23 protein-coding genes and 2 rRNA genes are annotated in these 21,399 nt (G+C 37.7%); 5 read left to right on the plus strand and 20 right to left on the minus strand.

Annotation, left to right across the window (positions count from 1 at the left end):
* A 16S ribosomal RNA gene (locus F7888_RS21500) occupies positions 1-82 on the minus strand; the annotation flags it as partial.
* A 462-nt stretch (positions 83-544) separates the two neighbouring features.
* Between F7888_RS21500 and F7888_RS21505 the strand changes: the two genes are divergently transcribed.
* Complete coding sequence (locus F7888_RS21505; protein WP_191783318.1) at positions 545-658, plus strand: biofilm-forming protein; 114 nt, start codon at positions 545-547, stop codon at positions 656-658.
* Between the two features lie 53 nt (positions 659-711).
* Here F7888_RS21505 and F7888_RS21510 read toward each other — a convergent pair whose 3' ends face one another.
* The gene (locus F7888_RS21510; protein WP_191783320.1) at positions 712-960 is read right to left on the minus strand and encodes a hypothetical protein; all 249 of its coding nucleotides are present in this window, start codon (positions 958-960) and stop codon (positions 712-714) included.
* A 107-nt stretch (positions 961-1,067) separates the two neighbouring features.
* Between F7888_RS21510 and F7888_RS21515 the strand changes: the two genes are divergently transcribed.
* A complete protein-coding gene (locus tag F7888_RS21515; RefSeq protein ID WP_191783322.1) occupies positions 1,068-1,700 on the plus strand; it encodes a LysE family transporter in 633 nt (210 codons plus the stop codon).
* Between the two features lie 40 nt (positions 1,701-1,740).
* Here F7888_RS21515 and F7888_RS21520 read toward each other — a convergent pair whose 3' ends face one another.
* From F7888_RS21520 to F7888_RS21555, 8 genes are all read right to left on the minus strand, one after another.
* The gene (locus F7888_RS21520; RefSeq protein WP_191783324.1) at positions 1,741-3,111 is read right to left on the minus strand and encodes an amino acid permease; all 1,371 of its coding nucleotides are present in this window, start codon (positions 3,109-3,111) and stop codon (positions 1,741-1,743) included.
* A 71-nt stretch (positions 3,112-3,182) separates the two neighbouring features.
* Positions 3,183-3,395 (minus strand): YozQ family protein, encoded by a 213-nt coding sequence (locus tag F7888_RS21525; protein ID WP_191783326.1) that lies wholly within the window; start codon positions 3,393-3,395, stop codon positions 3,183-3,185.
* Between the two features lie 117 nt (positions 3,396-3,512).
* Positions 3,513-3,818 carry a spore coat protein gene (locus F7888_RS21530; protein ID WP_191783328.1) on the minus strand — a complete coding sequence of 102 codons (306 nt, stop codon included), beginning with the start codon at positions 3,816-3,818 and terminating at the stop codon, positions 3,513-3,515.
* Between the two features lie 22 nt (positions 3,819-3,840).
* Positions 3,841-4,029 carry a hypothetical protein gene (locus tag F7888_RS21535; protein ID WP_191783330.1) on the minus strand — a complete coding sequence of 63 codons (189 nt, stop codon included), beginning with the start codon at positions 4,027-4,029 and terminating at the stop codon, positions 3,841-3,843.
* Between the two features lie 158 nt (positions 4,030-4,187).
* Positions 4,188-5,273, minus strand: coding sequence for a bifunctional diaminohydroxyphosphoribosylaminopyrimidine deaminase/5-amino-6-(5-phosphoribosylamino)uracil reductase RibD (ribD, locus tag F7888_RS21540; RefSeq protein WP_191783332.1), 1,086 nt, complete (start codon positions 5,271-5,273; stop codon positions 4,188-4,190).
* Positions 5,266-6,027, minus strand: a complete 762-nt coding sequence (locus tag F7888_RS21545) for a GTP cyclohydrolase II (RefSeq protein ID WP_191783334.1) — start codon at positions 6,025-6,027, stop codon at positions 5,266-5,268. Before F7888_RS21545 ends, ribD begins: the two co-directional genes overlap by 8 nt.
* Before the next feature lie 203 nt (positions 6,028-6,230).
* Positions 6,231-7,454 (minus strand): hypothetical protein, encoded by a 1,224-nt coding sequence (locus F7888_RS21550; RefSeq protein ID WP_191783336.1) that lies wholly within the window; start codon positions 7,452-7,454, stop codon positions 6,231-6,233.
* Positions 7,444-8,631, minus strand: coding sequence for a DUF58 domain-containing protein (locus F7888_RS21555; protein ID WP_191783338.1), 1,188 nt, complete (start codon positions 8,629-8,631; stop codon positions 7,444-7,446). Before F7888_RS21555 ends, F7888_RS21550 begins: the two co-directional genes overlap by 11 nt.
* Before the next feature lie 137 nt (positions 8,632-8,768).
* Here F7888_RS21555 and F7888_RS21560 point away from each other — a divergent pair, with 137 nt between their 5' ends.
* Complete coding sequence (locus F7888_RS21560; RefSeq protein WP_191783340.1) at positions 8,769-9,206, plus strand: GNAT family N-acetyltransferase; 438 nt, start codon at positions 8,769-8,771, stop codon at positions 9,204-9,206.
* 44 nt (positions 9,207-9,250) lie between these two features.
* On the opposite strand, the gene F7888_RS21565 is transcribed toward F7888_RS21560, so the two are convergent.
* The 4 genes from F7888_RS21565 to F7888_RS21580 form a co-directional block, all read right to left on the minus strand.
* Positions 9,251-9,988: an exonuclease domain-containing protein gene (locus tag F7888_RS21565; protein ID WP_191783342.1), complete on the minus strand. Its 738-nt coding sequence runs from the start codon at positions 9,986-9,988 to the stop codon at positions 9,251-9,253.
* A complete protein-coding gene (locus tag F7888_RS21570; RefSeq protein WP_191783343.1) occupies positions 9,978-10,952 on the minus strand; it encodes a DUF294 nucleotidyltransferase-like domain-containing protein in 975 nt (324 codons plus the stop codon). Before F7888_RS21570 ends, F7888_RS21565 begins: the two co-directional genes overlap by 11 nt.
* Positions 10,953-10,984: 32 nt before the next feature.
* The gene (locus tag F7888_RS21575; protein ID WP_191783345.1) at positions 10,985-12,253 is read right to left on the minus strand and encodes an ammonium transporter; all 1,269 of its coding nucleotides are present in this window, start codon (positions 12,251-12,253) and stop codon (positions 10,985-10,987) included.
* 203 nt (positions 12,254-12,456) lie between these two features.
* Positions 12,457-13,953, minus strand: a complete 1,497-nt coding sequence (locus tag F7888_RS21580; protein ID WP_191783347.1) for an alanine/glycine:cation symporter family protein — start codon at positions 13,951-13,953, stop codon at positions 12,457-12,459.
* 281 nt (positions 13,954-14,234) lie between these two features.
* Between F7888_RS21580 and F7888_RS21585 the strand changes: the two genes are divergently transcribed.
* A complete protein-coding gene (locus F7888_RS21585) occupies positions 14,235-14,408 on the plus strand; it encodes an aspartyl-phosphate phosphatase Spo0E family protein (protein WP_225228952.1) in 174 nt (57 codons plus the stop codon).
* 158 nt (positions 14,409-14,566) lie between these two features.
* Here the strand turns inward: F7888_RS21585 and F7888_RS21590 are convergent, their stop codons facing one another.
* The 5 genes from F7888_RS21590 to F7888_RS21610 all read right to left on the minus strand — a co-directional run bounded on the left by F7888_RS21590 (position 14,567) and on the right by F7888_RS21610 (position 20,108).
* Positions 14,567-15,877, minus strand: a complete 1,311-nt coding sequence (locus F7888_RS21590) for a hemolysin family protein (protein WP_225228953.1) — start codon at positions 15,875-15,877, stop codon at positions 14,567-14,569.
* A gap of 390 nt (positions 15,878-16,267) precedes the next feature.
* Positions 16,268-16,471 (minus strand): zinc ribbon domain-containing protein, encoded by a 204-nt coding sequence (locus F7888_RS21595; protein WP_191783349.1) that lies wholly within the window; start codon positions 16,469-16,471, stop codon positions 16,268-16,270.
* A gap of 140 nt (positions 16,472-16,611) precedes the next feature.
* Positions 16,612-17,331: a YebC/PmpR family DNA-binding transcriptional regulator gene (locus F7888_RS21600; protein ID WP_191783351.1), complete on the minus strand. Its 720-nt coding sequence runs from the start codon at positions 17,329-17,331 to the stop codon at positions 16,612-16,614.
* 289 nt (positions 17,332-17,620) lie between these two features.
* The gene (locus F7888_RS21605; RefSeq protein ID WP_191783353.1) at positions 17,621-19,747 is read right to left on the minus strand and encodes a heavy metal translocating P-type ATPase; all 2,127 of its coding nucleotides are present in this window, start codon (positions 19,745-19,747) and stop codon (positions 17,621-17,623) included.
* Positions 19,740-20,108, minus strand: a complete 369-nt coding sequence (locus tag F7888_RS21610; RefSeq protein WP_191783355.1) for an ArsR/SmtB family transcription factor — start codon at positions 20,106-20,108, stop codon at positions 19,740-19,742. The genes F7888_RS21605 and F7888_RS21610 overlap by 8 nt, the downstream gene beginning before the upstream one ends.
* Positions 20,109-20,313: 205 nt before the next feature.
* Between F7888_RS21610 and F7888_RS21615 the strand changes: the two genes are divergently transcribed.
* Positions 20,314-20,631, plus strand: coding sequence for a hypothetical protein (locus F7888_RS21615; protein WP_191783357.1), 318 nt, complete (start codon positions 20,314-20,316; stop codon positions 20,629-20,631).
* Between the two features lie 661 nt (positions 20,632-21,292).
* Here the strand turns inward: F7888_RS21615 and rrf are convergent.
* A 5S ribosomal RNA gene (rrf, locus tag F7888_RS21620) occupies positions 21,293-21,399 on the minus strand; the annotation flags it as partial.

Raw genomic sequence — 21,399 nt, forward strand, 5'->3', positions numbered from 1 at the left:
AGCTCCCTAAGATCCGCTCGACTTGCATGTATTAGGCACGCCGCCAGCGTTCATCCTGAGCCAGGATCAAACTCTCCAAAAAGAGTATTGATTGCTCAATAGTTTGTTACTGGATAAAACGTTGACGCTTGTTTATTGTGTTCAGTTTTCAAAGAACTTGTTTAAAAAAACAACTTTAACATCATATCATCAAATTACTTTCTGTGTCAACCACTTTTTTAAAAACAATAAGTTTACTAGGTTGTTAACTTTACTAATTAAAGCGACAAGATATATCTTATCATATTCATTAACCACTGTCAACTTCTGCGAAGTTTTAGGTAGAAGCATGTTTGCTCCTCAATCGCAGAAACACATCTTACCATACAAATTTCGTAGAAGTCAAACTTTATTTCACAAAATAAATAAAAGCATTTTTCTAACAAAGTGTATTAAGGTTGCTAGAATCAACTCACTCTAAATGAAAACAACCTTAAAATTAAATATATGTGAATAAGCTATCCATTTTTAGACAAAATACTATAGTCAAAAGGTGGTGATACATATGAAGAAAGACGGAATTACAAATAGCAGTATCGAACAAATTAAAAAGGATCATGAAACAGAAAGCGCGTTTCAACAAGATAATAACCAAAAACAAAAGAAGAAAAATAAATAATCAAAACAGAGATTGTCCCAAGTGTATCACGACATTTCTTGGGTACAATCTCTTTAGTATGCCCTTATAGACTCATAAGCTTCTGACAAATGTTTGATGTCCTCTTTTATTCGATGAATCTCAGCAGCTATCTCTTCTAATTCACCATACTCTTCAATCTCCCTTAACCATTGCTTCGATAAGGATAGCTGATATTGAGCCTGTTGATGAGCCTCTGCATCATGAGAGCTTTGAGCCTTAATGACTGCTTGCCTCGTGTGCTCCACTGATTCCTTCATATTTTTATAAACTTCCGAGTTCAACTAAAAAAACTCCCTTCTCTTATATTTTAAAAATTTGTAGTACAAGCAAGCACTCCTGAATAGTATTTGTAGACAAGTTCTTTTTACTATTCAAAGGGGTGTAGAAATTGAGTGTTTTTTTCAGTTATATTTTATTAGGTCTATCTTTAGCTGCACCAATCGGTCCAGTTAACGCTGCACAAATTGACAGAGGGATAAAAAACGGTTTTCTACACGCATGGCTGGTAGGGGTTGGTGCTGTTGTCGCTGACGGCATTTACATGCTGATTGTCTACTTTGGAGTTGTTCAATTTATTGATACTCCGATGATTAAAACGTTTCTTTGGTTATTTGGTGCTTTTGTTCTCATCTATACTGGAATAGAGAGTCTTTTTAGCGCTGGACAAATCCAATCTAGAAAAAATCGTGATCAGCATGAACATCCATTTAGGGCTTTTCTTTCTGGATTTTTAATGTCACTCACAAATCCTTTAACAATCCTCTTCTGGTTAGGGATATTTGGTTCTGTCTTAGCAAAAACAGCATCTATTTATGAGAAATCTGAACTTATATTATATAGTGCAGCTATCTTTATCGGTTTACTTGTTTGGGATGTTGTGATGGCAACAGTAGCAAGTAGCTTCCGAAAGCTTTTAACAACAAGACTACTGATCCTTATTTCCTTTCTTTCTGGGCTTTCTCTCATTGGCTTTGGAATATACTTTGGGATTCAAGGCATTAAGCTGCTACTCAGCTTTTAAACAAGTGCACCTTCGATTCCTTATTAGGATCGAAGGTTTTTTATGACTTTTCAAGTTTTTTAAATAAGCTAGTAGACTTTGTATTGTTATCGTCTTTTTTCCACTTAGAATTCATTTTCCACGCAATGCTTCCTATAATAACAATGAATCCTAAGCTTATAAAGAAACCTGGCCTACTCTCTTTAGTTAGGATGGTTCCTGTCACTGCTAATAAGATAAGGAGCAATCCGGTATAATATTTCATTCGATCAAGAAAGCCCGGTTTGAGATTACGATTAGCTGACATTAAGATGAATGCCCAGTTATACAAAAGCATCAATCCTGCACCAGTTGTTATATATTCATAAATCGAGTCTGGCATGAGCAAGGATAAGACGATTGAGGTCACTAGACCCGCTGTCGTTAATCCTAACGCAGGGAGAGGAATTTTTAGTTTCCCTTTTTTCGAGAAGAAACGTGGTGCATCTCCATCCTCAGACAGATTTACTAAGATGCTTGTTACACCAAACAAAGCAGCTGCCATCGTTGAAAAACCTGCGATTATGAGGGCAGAATTGAATAAGTGTGGAATAAAAGGTAAATCGTAATTTTTCAATGCGGTTACGAATGGACTTTTCTCAGTATTAAATGAATCCCACGAGACCATAATGACTGCTAAGCCAATTGAGGCAACATAGATAATTGTTAATAGCAATATCATGATTTTACCAGCCTTAGGGGCCTCATTCGGATTTTTCAGTTGGGTAGCCATTAATCCCATGATTTCAATTCCACCAAAGGCATAGAAGGCAAAGATTAATGCTGACCATAAACCTAAAAATGGCCTTGGAAAAAACTCACTCATTGTTGTTGGCATATTTACATCAGTCGACCCACCGAATGCACCAAGTAAACCAGCTCCAGCAATAATGATAAACATTAGTATAGCTGCTATCTTTATCACTGCTAAAAAACCTTCAATGCGATTTAACCACTTAATCCCTATTAATAAAACGATAATTCCTAACACAGCATACACACAAGCGAATATCCATAACGGTACTGAAGGGAACCAAAACTGAGAAAAAATGGATAAGGCTGTTAACTGACTTCCCATGATTAACATTTCAGATGCCCAGTAAACCCATCCAATACTGAATCCCGCCCAATGACCAAAGGCTTTTTTTGCATATGTACGGAAAGCCCCTTTTTGAGGGTCTGATGCCGTCATCTTAGCCAACGCGTCAAAAACAAAATAAGTACCTATTGCTGCTAATATAAATAATAGCAAGACAGCAGGACCACTTTTGGTAATCGCAATACTAGAGCCCAGAAAGAATCCAGTCCCAATCGTACACCCTACACCAAAAAGCGAAAGCTGCCACCACTTCATCGAACCCTTTGATTGATTTTGACTCTTTTTCTCTTTCATTTTTTTCCTTCCTTTATATCAAGAGTCGTAGAAAAGGTGAGGGTTATAGCCACCCACACCATCATTAACACTTATTCTTGCTCATAGCCCTCTCTTGGAACCTCGATATTTTTCCCATTCACATCATCAATGACTGCCTTAATTTCACCTTCCATATACGAATCACTTACCTGTTCATGGGTCATTGCAAGCCCAGAAGCTAATTCATCCTGATTTTGGTAATCATCTACTTGATAGTATCTACCTGCTAGTTCATTGGATTTTTGCGGATTATTTTTTGACATAATTCATCCTCCTTTATCATGTTATATGATTCCATAAATGGACAACATAACACCTTATAAAAACTGGTAATTTTATGTAGAACAGCACCTCTAAGAGATGCTGCTGTATTCATTGGATCACTGTTGTTGATTCGTTAGATTAAGCGCTGTTTGAGATGCAGTAAGATCAACGTTCAATTGTTCCTGGATATTTTGGGGATGATAGTACCCATTACTCATCATATAATTCGAAATTTGTTCGTGTAAGCGAACAGCGTCATTAAATTGTTGTTGTAATGCCGCCCTCACTTCAGGGGTAGATGATTCAGTGATGGCTGTTGCAATATTTTTTATCCCTGATTTTGCTGACATTAATAAATCTGTCGCAATTACCTGATCTGTCATCGCACCCATACCTGCCATATTTTGCATCATAGAAGCCATGCTCTAAGACACCTCCATTGTATTATGATAAGAAGCCTTGTAATTGTTGGATATGTTGCTTAGTAGCTGTGACATCCTGAGTTAATATATCCTTTAAAGCTTGGTCTTGAGCTAATCCGCTCATTGTTTGAGACTTTGTTAAGCAAATGTTCTTAAACGTTAGAAGCTCGTGAACCTCTAATGTTTCATGTACACCCATTATTTTTGCCATTGTTAACGTCCTCCTTCCAATTAGAACTCGCTAACAATGATAGAATATCCTTGACGAATATGTTGTATCCTACTTGTTTTATTGAAATTTTTACTACTATAAACAGTTGAATAAAACAAAAAAACCTTACCTCTAATATAGAAGTAAGGTCACTCTTACTATTTTAGATAACCAGTAAATTTAAAATCAGGTCCAATCTTCTCCACGTTTAAATCAGAGAACTCAACAGCTTCACTCATTTTATCAAAACCAGTTCCTTCTAAAAAAGTAGGTGCATTCTTTCCACCAATCAGTTTTGGGGCAATGTAAACCACAAGCTTATCAACAAGCTTCTGTGTGATAAAGGCACCGTTCACTTCACCCCCGCCTTCAACCATTAGGGATGGGACTCCATTTTCACCTAATAATGTGAGGACCTCCCTTATATCCACTCGTTCTTTGCTAGCCGTAATAAAAACTCGAACACCGTGTCGTTCTAACTCCCGCTTTTTATCATGTGAATGATTTTCGCTCGTAAACACCCATGTCTCCGCCAATTGATCTGTTACAACCTTTGAATCAAGTGGAATTCTTAAAGTTGAATCTAAGATGACTCTGATTGGGTTTCTTCCATTCATAATCCTTGTGGTTAACTCTGGATTATCTTTGATTACTGTATTAACACCAACTAAAATTGCTCTGTGCTCATTTCTTATTTGATGCACATCTTGTCTAGCTTCTTGAGATGTAATCCATTTACTATCTGATGTATGCGCAGCAATTTTCCCATCTAATGTTGTTGCTGCTTTCATCGTCACAAACGGGATTTTTTGAACGATATATTTATTAAAAACCTCATTCATTTCCCGAGATTTTTCTTCACAAATGCCGACAATTACCTCTAAGCCTGCATCCTCTAAGATCTTTATTCCATTTCCTGATACGAGCGGATTAGGGTCAAGTGTTGCCACTACGACCTTTTTAATCCCTGCTTTTACAATCGCTTCCGCACACGGACCAGTTCTCCCGTGATGTGAACAAGGCTCAAGTGTCACGTATATAGTGCCTCCAACAGCCTTCTCACCCGCCATCCTCAATGCATGAATCTCAGCATGTGGTTCACCTGCTTTGAGATGAGCACCAATTCCAACGATTGCATTGTTATTGACAATGACAGAGCCAACTAGTGGATTGGGGTCTGTTTGTCCTTTCATTGATTGTGCATTTTTCAAGGCAAGCTCCATGTAAAACTCATGACTACTCATTCGGAACCTCTCCTCTAAAGTGTCCAGAGCGGACGATCTTCGTTTCTAAATATTTTTCATTATACTCAGAAAAATCACCCCATAATGGGATACGACCGCTAACATTTGCACCCGATTGCTGCAGAGCGTCTAGTTTGCGTGGGTTATTAGTAATCAGAGTTACCGGTTTAGATCGAAGCGTCTTAAGAACTAAGATCGCATCTTCATAACTTCTCGCATCATCCACGAAACCTAGATTTAAATTGGCTTCAACTGTGTCAAAGCCTTCCTCTTGGAGGATATATGCCAGTGCTTTGCTAAATAAGCCAATCCCTCTACCCTCATGGTTAGCTAAATAAAAGAGTGCTCCTGAACCTTGTGCTGCAATCATCTTCATCGCAGACTTCAATTGGTATCCACAGTCACACCTCTTGCTTCCAAAGATATCTCCAGTATGACAAATACTGTGCATTCGAATAAGTGTCTCTTCTGATTGCTCGAAATCTCCATATACAAGGACACTAGACTGCTGCATTTCTGCTAAATTGGAAGAAGCTAATTTCCCAATAATACGTTCTATATTATAAGAACCATCATTACAAACGTCTCCTTCTATGTCCTCGCAATGCAACCAACAATACCACTTGAATATCGTTGTTTCACCATCAAGATTAACCGGTAATTGAATGGGACCCACTAAATAAATTGACTTCCCATCATTCTCTATCACTTCTATTTTTTCTTTTAATAAAGATACTACTTTTTCATTTATCAAAACCTGATGCCTCCATTTTACACATAGGAATTTATCCTCTATAAGATATCACAACTTTCAAATTAACCGTTACTAATCTGTATCGCATTTTCTTTATTATTGTCTGCTCACTTTCGCTTTTCAACAAAAAAGTTAAAAACATATTTACATCATATACAGTTTTTAGCACTTTGATTGTGCACATTAAAAAAGAAGAGTATGAACTACTCCTCTTTCTTAACCTTCATTTTCTTCAATGCTCTTAAATTCAACTTAAGCTGCTTCGCTATTTTTTCACACTCGATTGTTTCTGCCTCTGTTAACTCTTCCTCACCATACCTTACTTTCTCATACGCTTCGACGAGTCCTGGTTCTAGGAAACCTTGACGAGTTAACCATTCAACTACTGTTTCATAAGTCATTCTCCCCTTACCTTTTCTAGCAGCAAGTAGCTCTAATTCAAGAACGAGCCTACGAATTTTCTCTTGTGGAGCCACTCTCGCTTCTTTACGAAATGGATTATTCGTAGCAGCTACATCGATGAACGACGACATGAAATTCTTCTGAACAACTACTTCATACCCTTCTACCTTGAATTTTCTTTTTGCTAAAAACAACATAAGGACAGCAACTAGAATGAGAAAAATAATCATCAAAAACGTCGGATCTATTACTTCTGCAGTTCCTTCATACCCCAGTTGATCTTCCCCATCTGCCAATCCCGCTTCTTGTACAGCTGGATCAATTTCCGGAAATCGAAGAAGACCAAGCAATGCAAAAATCGGATAAAAGAGTGGCTGTAGAATGAACGCGAATGCACTAATTAAGAATGTTAATGCACTTTTTATCACAATAGGCACAATAACTGATACGACTGCAGCCAATGCAACAAGACCAACTACTAAATTCAAAATGCTGGCGCCAAACTTCTTAACCTGCTTTTTTTCAGTCATCACTGAACTCGATAGCAGACTTGACATCGTTTTTCCAACCATCAAAAGTAGAACCTGCCCTATCACCACATAGATAATCATTTCTTTATAAAGATACTGACTACCAACACTACCTAAGTATAAAATAAATCCTGTACTAAGCGTGAAGCTAAGCAGGGCAACCTCTGAATATGACGATTCTTTTTGATAATTCACGACCACTCTCCAGCACACTACACTTGAAACAACTAAACCAACGGATAAGGGATACTCAAAAAAAGTAGCAAAAAATGCGATTACCGGGATAAATAGCATAATGAAGATATATGGTGTATTCATCCTCATTTTTGATAATACATATGCGAATAGACCCCCACCAATCACCGCAATAAAAACAAAAGGAAGCACTGGTGGATATACCTTCTGTGGAATATAGTAAATAAATAAAAGCAAATAGAGAAACACAATTTCAAGTAAATAACGATATGATTTACTAAATATTGAACTAGATGGCATGTTCATTCACCACCCTTTGCTTGAAACCATTCGCTAGATACAGCGTACCTCCTTGATTTAACAGTTGATACACCACTGCTCCATTACGTGCTAACCCATTCAAAAGCATATGGTCATGATCTTGTAATTGACCAACTAGGATTACAAAAGGGGATAGCTGATGATTACGCCCCGCTAAATACAACAGTTGATGGAATGGAATTGTCACACTCCTTTTATCTACTCTCGCTAATACCTCCAAGGCTTTCTGCAAATGAACTTTGCCACTTCCCATTGAAAGATGTAAATACGGAATTCTCCCCATCATTCTTACATTGATAAATAACTCAAATGGGATATTCCTGCTTGTCGCGTACTCAAGTAGATAACGCACCCCACTTAAAGACTCCTCTAATTCATCCTCACGAATATCTACAATAATTGTCCAGGAATATTCAATCACTTGTTCAAACACCTTAGTCTGAAGTGCGCTTGTCCTAGCTGTCGCCTTCCAATGAATTCGATTAAATGAATCAGAAGACACATACTCTCTTGCACCAATAATGGCAGTGGTGTCTTCAAAATACGAATGATTAGTGCGAAAATTCCCAGTGTTTTTTGAGACAATTTTATCTAAGCGCGCAACACTAAGTTCCCTTGGGTACACAATGACTTCAAATTCAACATCTTCCTTATTTTCTAAATGCAGAGTTCCGAACCCGAAGAAAGGAAAAATTAATATTTCCACACGTCTAATCCTCGTCACACCTCTCCTTACCCCAGTAAAAGGAAGCTTCACCTCGAAAGACTGGCGACCACCTACAGAGAAAGGAACCATTAACAAACTTTGTTCAGAATTAAATACGTCCTTTCCACCCTCCATTTCAATCGCGGTGTCATAGCTTACTCTAAGATTTGCATTAAGAATTGGTAATCTGCTATTTTGTCTTAACGTTAAAGTGATTTCCTCATAATCTCCCTGGAAAAGCTTGATTTTTGACTTATCAACCTCAAACTCCAACATTCTACCAATGTACTTTAAATATAAATGATTAAAAAGCAAAAAGAGGAAAATCAAAGATGACAGGAAAGCAAGTACCGTATAACGTCCGAATACAGAAGAAATAAAGACAATCGAATTTAGCAATAGTAGAATTTTTATATCGTTACTAACTGTGAAATGACGAATCCACCCCATGTTCCCCCTCCTTTTTTTCAATATATTCCAAATATACTATAAATAACTAGCTCATTCACCTGAAAATGTTAGAATATTTCACTTTCATCCATTAAACGACTATACTTGTACTATTAATCAAGAAAGGAACAAGTGGTATGACTTCAAAAATAATTACAACAGAAACTGATTTAGAAAAAGCATTTTTTATTAGAAAACGAGTATTTGTTGAAGAACAAGAAATTCCATTAGAACTTGAATTTGATGAGTTTGACCAATTAAATCATCAATGTTCTCACGTTTTAGTCGAATATAATGACGAGGCCGCTGGAACTGGTAGAATTCGATATGTAGATGGAGTCGGTAAATTAGAGCGCATCTGCATATTACCTGACTACCGTAAGTTCGGATTAGGAAAAATAGTGATTACCGCACTTGAGGACATCGCTAAGAACAAAGGGGTATCCAAGGTGAAACTTCACGGCCAAGAGCATGCTGCAGGTTTTTACAGGAAGCTAGGATACGAGGCTGCTTCGGATATTTTTATCGAGGACGGGATTCCTCATCTGTTAATGGTAAAGAATTTATTAAAGTAACTAACAAAAAAATAAGCCTCTATTGAAAGTGGCTCTTAAACTAGTTATCTTCTATTAGTTGCTAAATGGGCGTAGACTTCCTTAAGATTACCAAAACCAAGAGCTTGGATCGCTGTTAGATTCTTCGTCCACAACTGGGCAGTCGCAATGGCATCGTGCAACGCATGATGTCGTTGTTCAATTTGGATATCAAAATGTGCGCAACACTCACTAAGAGAAATTAGGTTCTTTTCAGGTTCCACAATTTTTGTTAGAAATGACGTATCAATGATCCGATGTTGAAAATTCCTTCTCATAATTGACCATGTAATATGATCCATAAATTTACGTTCATGGTTTGCATGATGAGCAATCAGAGTATCTCCGTTAACAAATTCGTAAAACTCCTTCAGAACGACCTCAACTGGTGGTGCATCCATTAATGCTTCCTTTGTGATTCCCGTTAAATGTGATATTTCTTCGGATATCTCACCATTAAATTGAATCAATGAATAATAAGTTTCACCCTCACACATCTTGCCGCCCTGTACTTTTACAGCACCAATTGAAAGAATACGATCGCCCTTATAAGGATCAAACCCTGTTGTTTCTAAATCAAAGACAACAACCTTCAATTCTGAAAAAGGAACATCAAGCACATCCTCTCTTTTCAACTCTCTCTGTAATTGTCTTAAATAAGCGATACTAGCTGCGTCTGTGCGACTCGCAACAGATGCGTACATATTCGGAGTCATTCTACCAGACAATTGCTTAACAAATTGAACCATATTATTAATCCCCATTTTGAACACCCTTTTCAATAATTGCCCTAGTATCAGCAAAAAGCTTATACCCATTTTTCATGATTCTCTTCAACTCTTGCTTCTCTTGTTTCGTCAGTCGACTAATCTTCAAGAGATGAACATTCTCGTATGATTTCGAATCCTTTTGAAAAGCTAAGCGAAATTGTAATAAATCCACAAAATCTTTTTTATAGCCTTTTATGGTTTCATATGAATCCGGCAAATTGTTAAATCTAGAGATTGTCGAAGCAACGGTTAATCCTTCTTTCAATGCAAGGATACGTAATGAATTAACATATAGAAAAAACACCTTTTCCTTCATGTTAATTGTTCCAGCCTCTTCCCCATGGTCAGTCGTTAATAGTTGACCAAATAACCCAATACCTTTTTTCAAATGACTGACATTTTCAACAAACCTCTGATAAAGACCATGATCCCTTTCCAACCTTAAGAAAACATACTCCTTAAGTTCAAGCAATAGCTGTTGATCACCAATCAAGACACGCGAATCAAAAAATGTAGTGAAATGACGGATTGATTCCCAGCTTTGTTCGTCTAACCAATCCTCGATTTGCTTTTGCCATTGCTGCTTTGATTTGCACCAAAGCGGATTAGATGACATCACCTTTCCATCACAATACGCGTAGCCTAGCTCTGACATAATTGTAGAAACTTCCTCACCCAGAGCTAAAAAATATGAATTACATTTCTCTGACCCATCAAAAATCATTCCATGATCCTGGTCACTCCAAACGGATTGTTCACCTCGCCCTGAGCTTCCCATTAAAAAAAAAGCAAAGTGAGCAGGAGGGTCCCCCTGCACACTTTTTACTTTTTCAATAGCGATAAGAAATGCTTTCCTTATTAACTCATCATGGAAGGTATTTAGTTTTTGATAATCGCTACCTACTGTAGCAATAGTTTCTTCTCTCCATTTTCTTAATAAGCTTAAGTTAGTCGTCATGTTCAAATCACCATTTTCGAAATCACAATCGATTATGCACCTGTGTTTTCAGTATTTTGAGGCATGTTTTCAGGATAACCATAACTACCATGCTCACTTAAGTCAAGTCCAATAATCTCTTCTTCTTCCGATACTCTAATGCCTCCCATTACCATGCTCATTACCTTAAGAATGATGAATGAAACAACGAATGCATATACACCTGAGCTCACTACACCCATTAATTGAACGCCTAATTGATGGAAACCACCGCCGTAGAACAATCCAGCAGCTCCTCCATTTAATTCAGCTAATTCTTGAGTAGCAAAGAATCCTGTTGACAATGTACCCCAAATCCCTGCAGCACCATGGACAGATAAGGCAAAGATTGGATCATCAATTTTCGCTTTATCAAAGAACTTCATGCTGAAGTATACAATTAAACCACCAACTAAACCAATTACTACAGCTGCCCAAGGAGCTACGAATGCACAAGATGCAGTGATTGCAACTAGACCAGCTAGTGCACCATTAAGCGTTGTCGGAATATCTGCCTTACCAGTCATTGCCCATACGATGAACATTGCAGCAACCGCACCAGCGCCAGCCGCTAATTGTGTGTTTAATGCAACATAACCGAAGAATGCATCTTCTACACCAAACGTACTACCGGCATTAAATCCAAACCAACCAATCCATAGAATCAAAACACCAAGCGCAGTGTATACTTGGTTATGTCCAGCAAGATCATTTGACGTACCGTCTTTGCTGTATTTACCAATACGCGGCTTCAAGATCATTGTTGCTGCTAATGCAGCCATTGCACCTGTTAAGTGAACAACCGTAGAACCAGCGAAATCCTGCTTCCCATGATCTGAGATCCAGCCTCCACCCCAAATCCAATGCGCAACAACCGGATAAACCAGAATAGAAAATAAGATTGCAAAAATGACATATGCAGATAATTTAGCACGCTCTGCAAAACCACCAAATGCGATTGTTAACGCGATTAAGGCGAAAGCTAGTTGGAAGAAGAAATCAACTGATCCAGCTAAGCCGTCTCCCATTGTTGAGAAATCTCCATAGAAGAAATTAGAAAAACCTATGAAACTATTACCTTCACCATAAATAAGTCCATAACCAACTGCCCAGAATACTAAGCTTCCTAACCCAGCTGTAAATACTGTCTTACCGGCGATATGTCCAGCGTTCTTCATTCTAGTTGAACCAGCCTCTAGTAGAATAAATCCTCCAAGCATGAACAATACCAAAACACCAGCAATTGTTACCCACAAATTATTCATTAAAAATATTGGATCCATTTTTTTCTCCCCTTTTTTAAATGTTAGCTTTTCTAACATCTTTTGTTAATAGTTATTATATAAGATGTTATGTTAATTGACAATAGAAAATATCAGAAAGTTTTATTTTTATTGAAATATTTTGATAAATCGTTCGGAAATAGAAAAAGCTTGTGCCTAAATACTCAGATTAACGAGGATTTTGACACAAGCTCTTCTTTAAATTAGTTCTTTTTCACTGATTTGTTCGTTTTTGTTACTCCATCCTTTAGTGCTTCTGGACCTTCATACTGATATTCCTTCTCCCAGAACTCAGCATTCGTAATTCCCGCCTTGATTGGGTCAAAGACTGGATCCTTTCCAGCTTTCTTCTGAGCTTCATAGTCTTTTAGAATCTTAAGAGCTGGTTTTGTGAGTAAGACAATCGCAATGATGTTTAACCATGCCATACTTCCTACCCCAATATCTCCAAGACCCCATGCCAGATCCGCTGTTTTTACACTTCCGTAGAATACCATTCCTAAAAGCACGAACTTCAGTAGATATTCTGACCATATCCGTTTTACTTTTCCATTTATATACGCTAAATTAGTTTCAGCCATATAATAGTAAGCCATGATTGTTGTAAATGCGAAGAATAGTAAGGCAATCGCAACGAACGGTGCCCCAAAACCAGGTAATGTCGATTCAATCGCTTCTTGCGTATACCCTGGACCTGGCTTCATATCAGCAAGGTTTGTCACTATTGGTTCTTGCCCATCTGGAGCAACATTATACATTCCTGTGATAAGAATCATAAATGCAGTCGCCGAACAGATAAATAAAGTATCAATATAGACCGAGAATGCCTGCACAATACCTTGCTTTGCAGGATGCGACACATTTGCAGCAGCCGCTGCGTGAGGAGCCGTTCCTTGACCTGCTTCGTTTGAATAGATGCCACGCTTCACTCCCCATGAAATTGCCGCTCCTAATATCCCTCCAAAAGCAGCATTGGCACCAAATGCACTTGAGAAAATCAACGAGATAATTTCTGGTAGCTGAGAGATATTCAATCCAATGATAATAAAAGCAACTAAAATATAACCAATCGCCATAAAAGGTACAACAAATTCAGCCACACGAGCAATACGTTTCACTCCACCAAGAATGATAATTGCTAAAAACAGTACAATAATACTAGCTGTCACCCAAGGTGGGATCCCAAACGCATTATCAATACTTGTTGCAATACTGTTTGCTTGTACGCCTGGAAGCAACGCCCCAGTTGCAATCACCGTTACGACAGCAAACAACACAGCATACCATTTAATATTTAACCCTTTTTCTATGTAGTAAGCTGGGCCACCACGAAATTGTCCATCTTGTTTCGTCTTATATACTTGACCTAACGCTGCCTCTATAAATGCAGAGCCTGCTCCTAAGAAAGCAATGAGCCACATCCAGAACACTGCACCTGGTCCACCCGCAGCAATTGCAGTAGCAACCCCAGCAATATTACCGGTCCCTACTCTTCCAGACAATGCCATCGTTAGTGCCTGAAATGAAGAAATCCCCTCAGACGAACTATTTTTTTGGAACATAAGCTTTCCAATATCCTTCATATGCCTAATTTGAAGAAATCGAGTAGCGATTGTAAAATATAATCCAACTCCTAAACATAAATAGATAAGACCTGGGCCCCAGATTACTCCATTAATTTGTTCAATAATTTTTTCCAAACAATTTCCTCCTCTGTCCTAACAGATTTTTTTATTATAAAGTAAGCCTTCTTAAAATGAAATAATATTTAATATTTTTTAAATTTTAAAAATAATCTACTTAATATATAGTAAACAACCTTAAAAAATATACCACTAAAACACGTTGCTGTCGAAATCTGTTTTGTTTTGACATTGTTTGTTGAATGTGTTTTAATTTCGTAATATTTTCGTCATAATACTATTACTACGATAAATGTACAAGCTACTCTTTTAAATCTCAATAGGGTGAGGGATAAAAATTGGATGCCAAGATTCTTCTCTATCAAATACACAACAAACGAATGGAAATGATTACAGTTGGTATTGAAAAAGGCTTATTAAGTGAAGAAACAATTAAATCAAGTCAAGAGCTTGATCGATTATTGAATTCTTACCACAAAGAAGCAATTGGCCTCAGCCATGTAAAAAACTAACCGACTTAATCCATCTAGTGGTTTTTAGCATGATAGATGGAATCCCCCTCATTTTAAAGCGCTTCCATTCACAATCAACAACATTCTTCCAATCTTATGATATATAGAAAAAGCTGCTCTAGAGTCGTGTACCGACTATCTTTGAGCAGCTTTTGTAATTAAGCAATATTATCTTCTTTGATTCCTTTTAAAATTTCCAAATACTTAATATGGTAACCTTCCATATCAAGAATCCTGAACTGATAGTTCTCAAGATGCAATATATCCCCTTGTTTCGCATCAATTTTTTCGGTTAAAATCCAACCACCAATTGTATCTACATCCCGGTCATCTATATTTAATCCTAAAAGTTCATTTATTTCATCAAGTAAGACCTTACCATCAACGACTAGTTTGTGATCATTAATTTTCTTAATTTCAGGTACTTCATCATCATCAAATTCATCACGGATTTCTCCCACAATTTCTTCGAGAATATCCTCAACAGTTACAAGTCCTGCCGTTCCCCCATATTCATCTAACAATATCGCCATATGAACACGTTCTTTTTGCATCTTTAATAGTAAGCTTTGAACAGGTGATGACTCGATCACTTGAATAATAGGACGAATGTAAATTTCAATGGATTGACTGACATCAATCCCTTTAACATAATCAGTTAATACTTCTTTCATATTAACCATTCCTATGATATTGTCCTTATCACCGTCAGTTACAGGGTATCTAGTGTAATTTTCTATTACTGCTAAATCGATACAGGTCTTTATTGTGTCTGACCTGTCAAAAGCAATAAATTCTGTCCTTGGCACCATAATCTCTTTTGCAATTCGATTATCAAATTGAAAGATGTTATTGACGTAGTTATATTCTGTTATATTAATTTCACCATTTTTATAGCTTTCAGACATAATCATTCTTAATTCATCCTCAGAATGGGCCACATCATGCTCTGACACTCTTTTTAATCCAAACATTCTTGTAATTAATTGTGCAGATCCATTTAGCGTTTTGATAAAAGGATACATGATCTTATAAAAAAGAATTAAAGGTCTAGCAAATATTAATGTGACCAGCTCTGCTTTTTGAATAGCCACTGTCTTAGGTGCTAACTCCCCCACTACTACATGGAGAAATGTAACCGCTGTAAATGCAATAATAAACGCTGTAACATTTATCACTGAATCAGATAAATGAAGTGTTGATAATAGTGGATGGATCAAGTCCTCGACTGTTGGTTTTCCTAACCAACCAAACCCTAACGCTGTAACAGTTATCCCTAATTGACAAGCTGAAAGATACTCATCAAGATTAGAGATGACCTTTTTGGCCGCCATTGCATGAACGTTTCCTTCTGCAACTAGTTGATCAATTCTTGTACTACGAATCTTCACAATTGCAAACTCAGATGCAACGAAAAACGCAGTTAACGCAATTAAAATAGCTACCATAATTAAATTAAAAGTTTCCAAATAGGCTCCTTGTCGTAAAGCTACGACGAAGGAATCCACCTCCTGTAATTTTAAGTAAAAGATGATTCACTTTCACTATTATTAATTTTTAACATGAGGCTTCTAAACTTATAGTGATCAATAGTCTCCGTTTTCGAAAGGGTACAGTAAGCCTCATTGGGTGATACTGATCATGTATACGTTTAGAACTACCTTTCACTGTGACTAATCCACCGTATCGATACAACTTCCCAACTCACTCACCCCTTTCAACTACTATAATAGTAATATCTTATCTTACTTAAATTCTCACCGTCAAATGAATGACTCTATTTCATACCATGTTTATTTTCCTTTTTGAAAAAAATGACAAAGAGCCACCAAAAAATTAGGTAGCTCCTGTTAAAATAATCATCCAAAGAATAAATCAAGTACGTTTGACGTTGTTGATGTCTCTTGGTTGTATAACTCCGAGTAGCCACATTTCTTACAATAGACCACTGTAAATCGATTGTGTTGAATATCAAACATTTTCGATAAGCCTGTTCCTGTTGTCGCTATTTCCTTTGTCCCAGCACTTGTTCCTCCGCATTTCATACAACCCTTTTTCTCCATAATCATCTTCCTTTCAATATTCTAATCAAATGGAAAAATCTTGATATTACTGATACGGATAGATGCATTTACAGGTTTCAAATAATAATGAAACAAAAAAAGATGCCAGGGAAATCGTACCCTTAGCATCTAATCATCAATTACTCACCTAAATCAACATTATGATAAACCTGTTGAACGTCATCTAAGTCCTCAAGGGCATCAATTAGCTTTTCAAATTGTGCTTGTGCATCAGCTGCAAGCTCAACATCATTCTGTGCAAGCATTGTCAACTCAGCCACCGTAAATTCAGTAATTCCAGCATCCTTAAGTGCAGCTTGTACCGCATGGAATTGATCAGGTTCAGCATAGATAATCACTGACTCTTCTTCTTCAATAATGTCACGCGCATCAACATCTGCTTCCATTAGAATCTCAAGAACTTCATCAGCACTTTTTCCTTCAATTCCAATAACAGCTGTCGCGTCAAACATATAAGCAACAGATCCACTTACACCCATGTTTCCACCATTTTTCCCAAATGCTGCTCTCACATCTGAAGCTGTACGGTTAACATTGTTTGTAAGGGCATCAACAATAATCATTGATCCACTTGGACCAAAGCCTTCATAGCGAAGCTCATCATATGTTTCCTCTGAACCACCCTTTGCCTTTTCAATCGCACGATCAATAATTGCTTTTGGCACATTATATGTCTTCGCACGCTCAAGCACTACCTTTAATGCCTGATTTGCTTCAGGATTTGGTTCCCCTTGCTTTGCAACTACATAAATTTCACGACCAAACTTAGCATAAATACGACTTGTATTTGCATCCTTTGACGCTTTCTTTTCCTTAATATTATTCCACTTACGACCCATTATGAACACTCTCTTTCTAGTCTGAATCTACGCCGTTTATTCTAAAACAAGCTGTAAATCAATCCTTTTATAAATGTATAACGTTAAATAATTATTTATAAGCTCCACGTTGGTCACCTGGAGACAATGCATTAATCACTTCTATATTATACATCAAAGAAACAGAATCTTAAAAGTCTAATATGGACAAATATTCTTGATGTCTGGCACCTGAAGTGGGACTGATATTGTTCCGCAGGTTTTATTTTTATAGAAAAAGGAGCCACCTTTGGTGAACTCCTTCAATAAATTAATCTTTATCTTTTACACGTAATAATCGCAGCCCATTAAGTGTTACTAGCAAGGTTGCCCCCATATCAGCAAAAATCGCTATCCATAACGTTAGCCAACCAGGAATCACTAATAGTAAAGCTACTAGTTTAATCCCAATTGAAAAGGTGATGTTCTGTTTAATAATGGCGAGCGCCTTTCGACTAAGCTTGACTGTGAAGGGAAGCTTGCGTAGATCATCTCCCATTAACGCAATGTCTGCCGTTTCAAGAGCCGTGTCTGTACCAGCGCCTCCCATGGCAATTCCGACAGTTGCAGCGGCAAGTGCTGGGGCATCATTGACTCCATCCCCAACCATTCCAACCTTGTCATACTTTTCTCTTAACTGTTTAATAAAAGCAAGCTTATCCTGAGGCAATAGCTCAGCATGTATATTAGTCACACCCACATGCTTGCCAATAGCTGAAGCAGTCCCCTTATTATCTCCTGTCAACATAATCGTTTTCTTAATTCCTAACTGGTGCAGCCTCTTAATGACATTCATGCTGCTATCTCTTACCTCGTCAGCGACAGTCAGCAGAGCAATCATTTCATAATCCGTTCCTGCAAGCATGACCGTTTGCCCCTCATTTTGAAGAGCCGTAATTTGCGCTTCAAGATCACTGTTAATAAGCTTGTGGTTCATTTGATAGAATAAACCCGGACTCCCAACATAGTACATCTGTTGATTCACTTTTCCTTGAATCCCTTTCCCAGTAATCGATGAAAAATCTTCAATCTCAAGTGTTTCATACGTCAACTTCTGGGCTTCTGCTCTCTTCGTAATCGCTGCTGCTAGCGGATGCTGTGACTTACTCTCTAATGCAGCCACAATCGTTAGAACCTCATTCGAATCCTGTTGGTTCAGAACCTTGAAATCAGTCATCGTCGGCTGCCCTTTAGTTAAAGTCCCTGTCTTATCAAACGCAATCGCTTTTAAGGAACCAGCTTCCTCTAAATGAATGCCACCCTTGATTAAGACACCATTTCTTGCTGCATTCCCAATCGCTGTGACAATCGAAACTGGCGTCGAAATAACTAATGCACAAGGACACCCAACCACTAAGACTGCTAATCCTTGATAAATCCACTCATTCCAATCTGCTTGAAGGAATAGTGGCGGAATAACCGCAACTCCTAAAGCCACTAACATAATTATCGGTGTGTAGTATTTTGCAAATCGATCAACAAACGCTTGTGATGGTGCTCGTTCTGCTTGAGCTTCCTCCACTAAATGAATGATCTTAGCAATCGTCGTGTCATCTGAATGCTTTGTTACACGCACTTCAAGTAACCCTTCTTCATTAAGCGTACCAGCAAAAACCTCATCACCCAAAGCTTTGTTTACTGGAACCGATTCCCCTGTAATCGCTGCTTGATTAACGGTTGAATATCCTTTCACAACGACTCCATCCATCGCAAGCTTTCCACCTGGCTTTACAATCATAATGTCCCCGATTTGAATATCCTCTACTAACACCATCAACTCTCTAGAACCTCTTCTGACCAACGCTTCTTTTGGTGCGATATCCATTAAGGAACGAATGGACTGTCTTGCCTTTTCCATTGAATAGGATTCAAGCACTTCACTAATCGCAAATAGGATGACGACAGCTGCTCCCTCTCCCCATTCACCAATAAAAGCAGCACCAATGATCGCAACAGTCATCAACGTTTTCATATCAAATCTAAGTCTAACTAGGTTCGTGATACCTGTATGAAATAATCGGTAGCCACCAATGACAATTGATAGGAGATACCCTAGCGTTGACCAAAGCGATCCTTCTCCAAGCACTTCACCTAGACTCCATCCTACTGCTAAAAAAACGGCCGAAATAAATACATTTGAATGCTTTTTGAAAAATGTCTCCTTTTTCTCTTCAAAACGTTCATTCTCAGGAATTATTTTTAGCTTTTCAAACGCACCAGCTTTTTCTAATTCTTTAATGGATGCATCACCATAAACCGTGATTTTGGATGCTCCAAAGTTTACATTAGCATTTTGTACACCATCCAGGTGTTCCACATTCTTCTCGAATGTTTTCGCACAGCCTGCTCAAGAAAGCCCTTGAACACGGTAAACGGCTTTAGCCACTGCCTTATCCACGTTGCTTCACCTCCTCTTGGTGAGTGAAAGCAATTTGTATTAATTGCCGCACATGCTCATCATTTAATGAATAAAATACCATCTTACCTTCTTTTCTGTACTTTGCTAACCCCATATTACGTAAGAGTCGTAAATGATGCGAAGCTGTTGCAGTCGTACTACCAACAATATTCGCAACATCACATACACATAATTCCGGTTCAATTGTTAAAGCATAAGCAATTTTGATTCTAGTATCATCTGACAGCGCCTTAAATATTTTCGAAACCTCTAAAGTGTTTTGATTAAAAACTTCCAATTTTAAACGATTCACTTTTTCCTCATCCGAAAAAGGAACCTCACATACATCATCATTCTTCAACTTGGCCACCCCTATATATTCAAACGTTCATTTGAATATTAGTATATGACTTAACATTTAAATGGTCAATAAATTGTTTGATTTTTTAAAATTTCGTCTTGTACATTTCCGATAACTGTCAGATTAAAACTTGATCACTAAAGCCATTCTATATATGAGCGTTTAATTGATATTAGATGCTCAAACAAAAGGGGAGGTTTTCACATTGAAAAAAGGACTAGTTGCTTTATCGGTTTCAGCATTATTGGTAACTGGATTAGTTGGATGTGGAGCTAACGACAACAATAACAATGTTGGGACTCAAAACGTAGATAACCCAAGAATGTTAAGACAAAATACAAATGATTACAATGCTCGTCCATTACAAAATGGAAACACTTATGAAATAGATGATCACGAAGGACCATTAACTGAAATGATGGATCCAGATGGGGATAATCGTAACAACACGAATCGAATCATGGATAACAATAACCAAGATCGATTTAACAACAATCGTAGTGGGACTTTAAGACACCGATAATAACGAAGAATTAGATTAGCTAAATGCCTCTTTTAATCGAAGAAGAGGCATTTAGTTTTTTTGGTTTTGTCTATTGGATGCTCCAATAGAACAGTTCGCTCGGGTTTTGCTCCTTTTTTGTCTTATTGAATGCCCTAATAGAATAAATCGCTCGGGATTTGCTCCTGTTTTGTCTTATTGGATGCCCCAACTGAACATTTCGCTTGTTTTCTAATCTTTTTTGTCTCATTGGATGCTACAACAGAACAGTTCGCTTGGATTTACTCCTGTTTTGTCCTATTGGGAGCTCCAACAAGACAATCTGCTCAGGATTTGCTCCTTTTTTGTCCTATTGGGTATTCCAACAAGACAGTTTGCTTGTTCTTTGCTCTTGCTTTGTCCTATTGGATGCTCCAACAGAACAGTTCGCTCGGGATTCGCTCTTGTTTTGTCCTATTGGGTGCTCCAACAAGACAGTTCTTTCGTTTTTTGCTCTTACTTTGTACCATTGGATACACCAACAGGACAATTCTCTTGTTCTTTGCTCTTGATTTGTCCTATTAAATACCCCAACAGGACACTTCAATCTGGCTTTGCTCTTATTTCGTCCTTTAATATGCTAAAAAACAATAATCTAAAACACAAAAAAGATCAGCTCCAAAAGGAACTGATCTTTTGTCTTGCCTAGCGACGTCCTACTCTCACAGGGGGAGTCCCCCAACTACCATCGGCGCTGAAGAGCTTAACTTCCGTGTTCGGTATGGGAACGGGTGTGACCTCTTCGCCAAA

The organism is Litchfieldia stipae (assembly GCF_014837155.1).
GTDB lineage: Bacteria > Bacillota > Bacilli > Bacillales > Bacillaceae_L > Litchfieldia.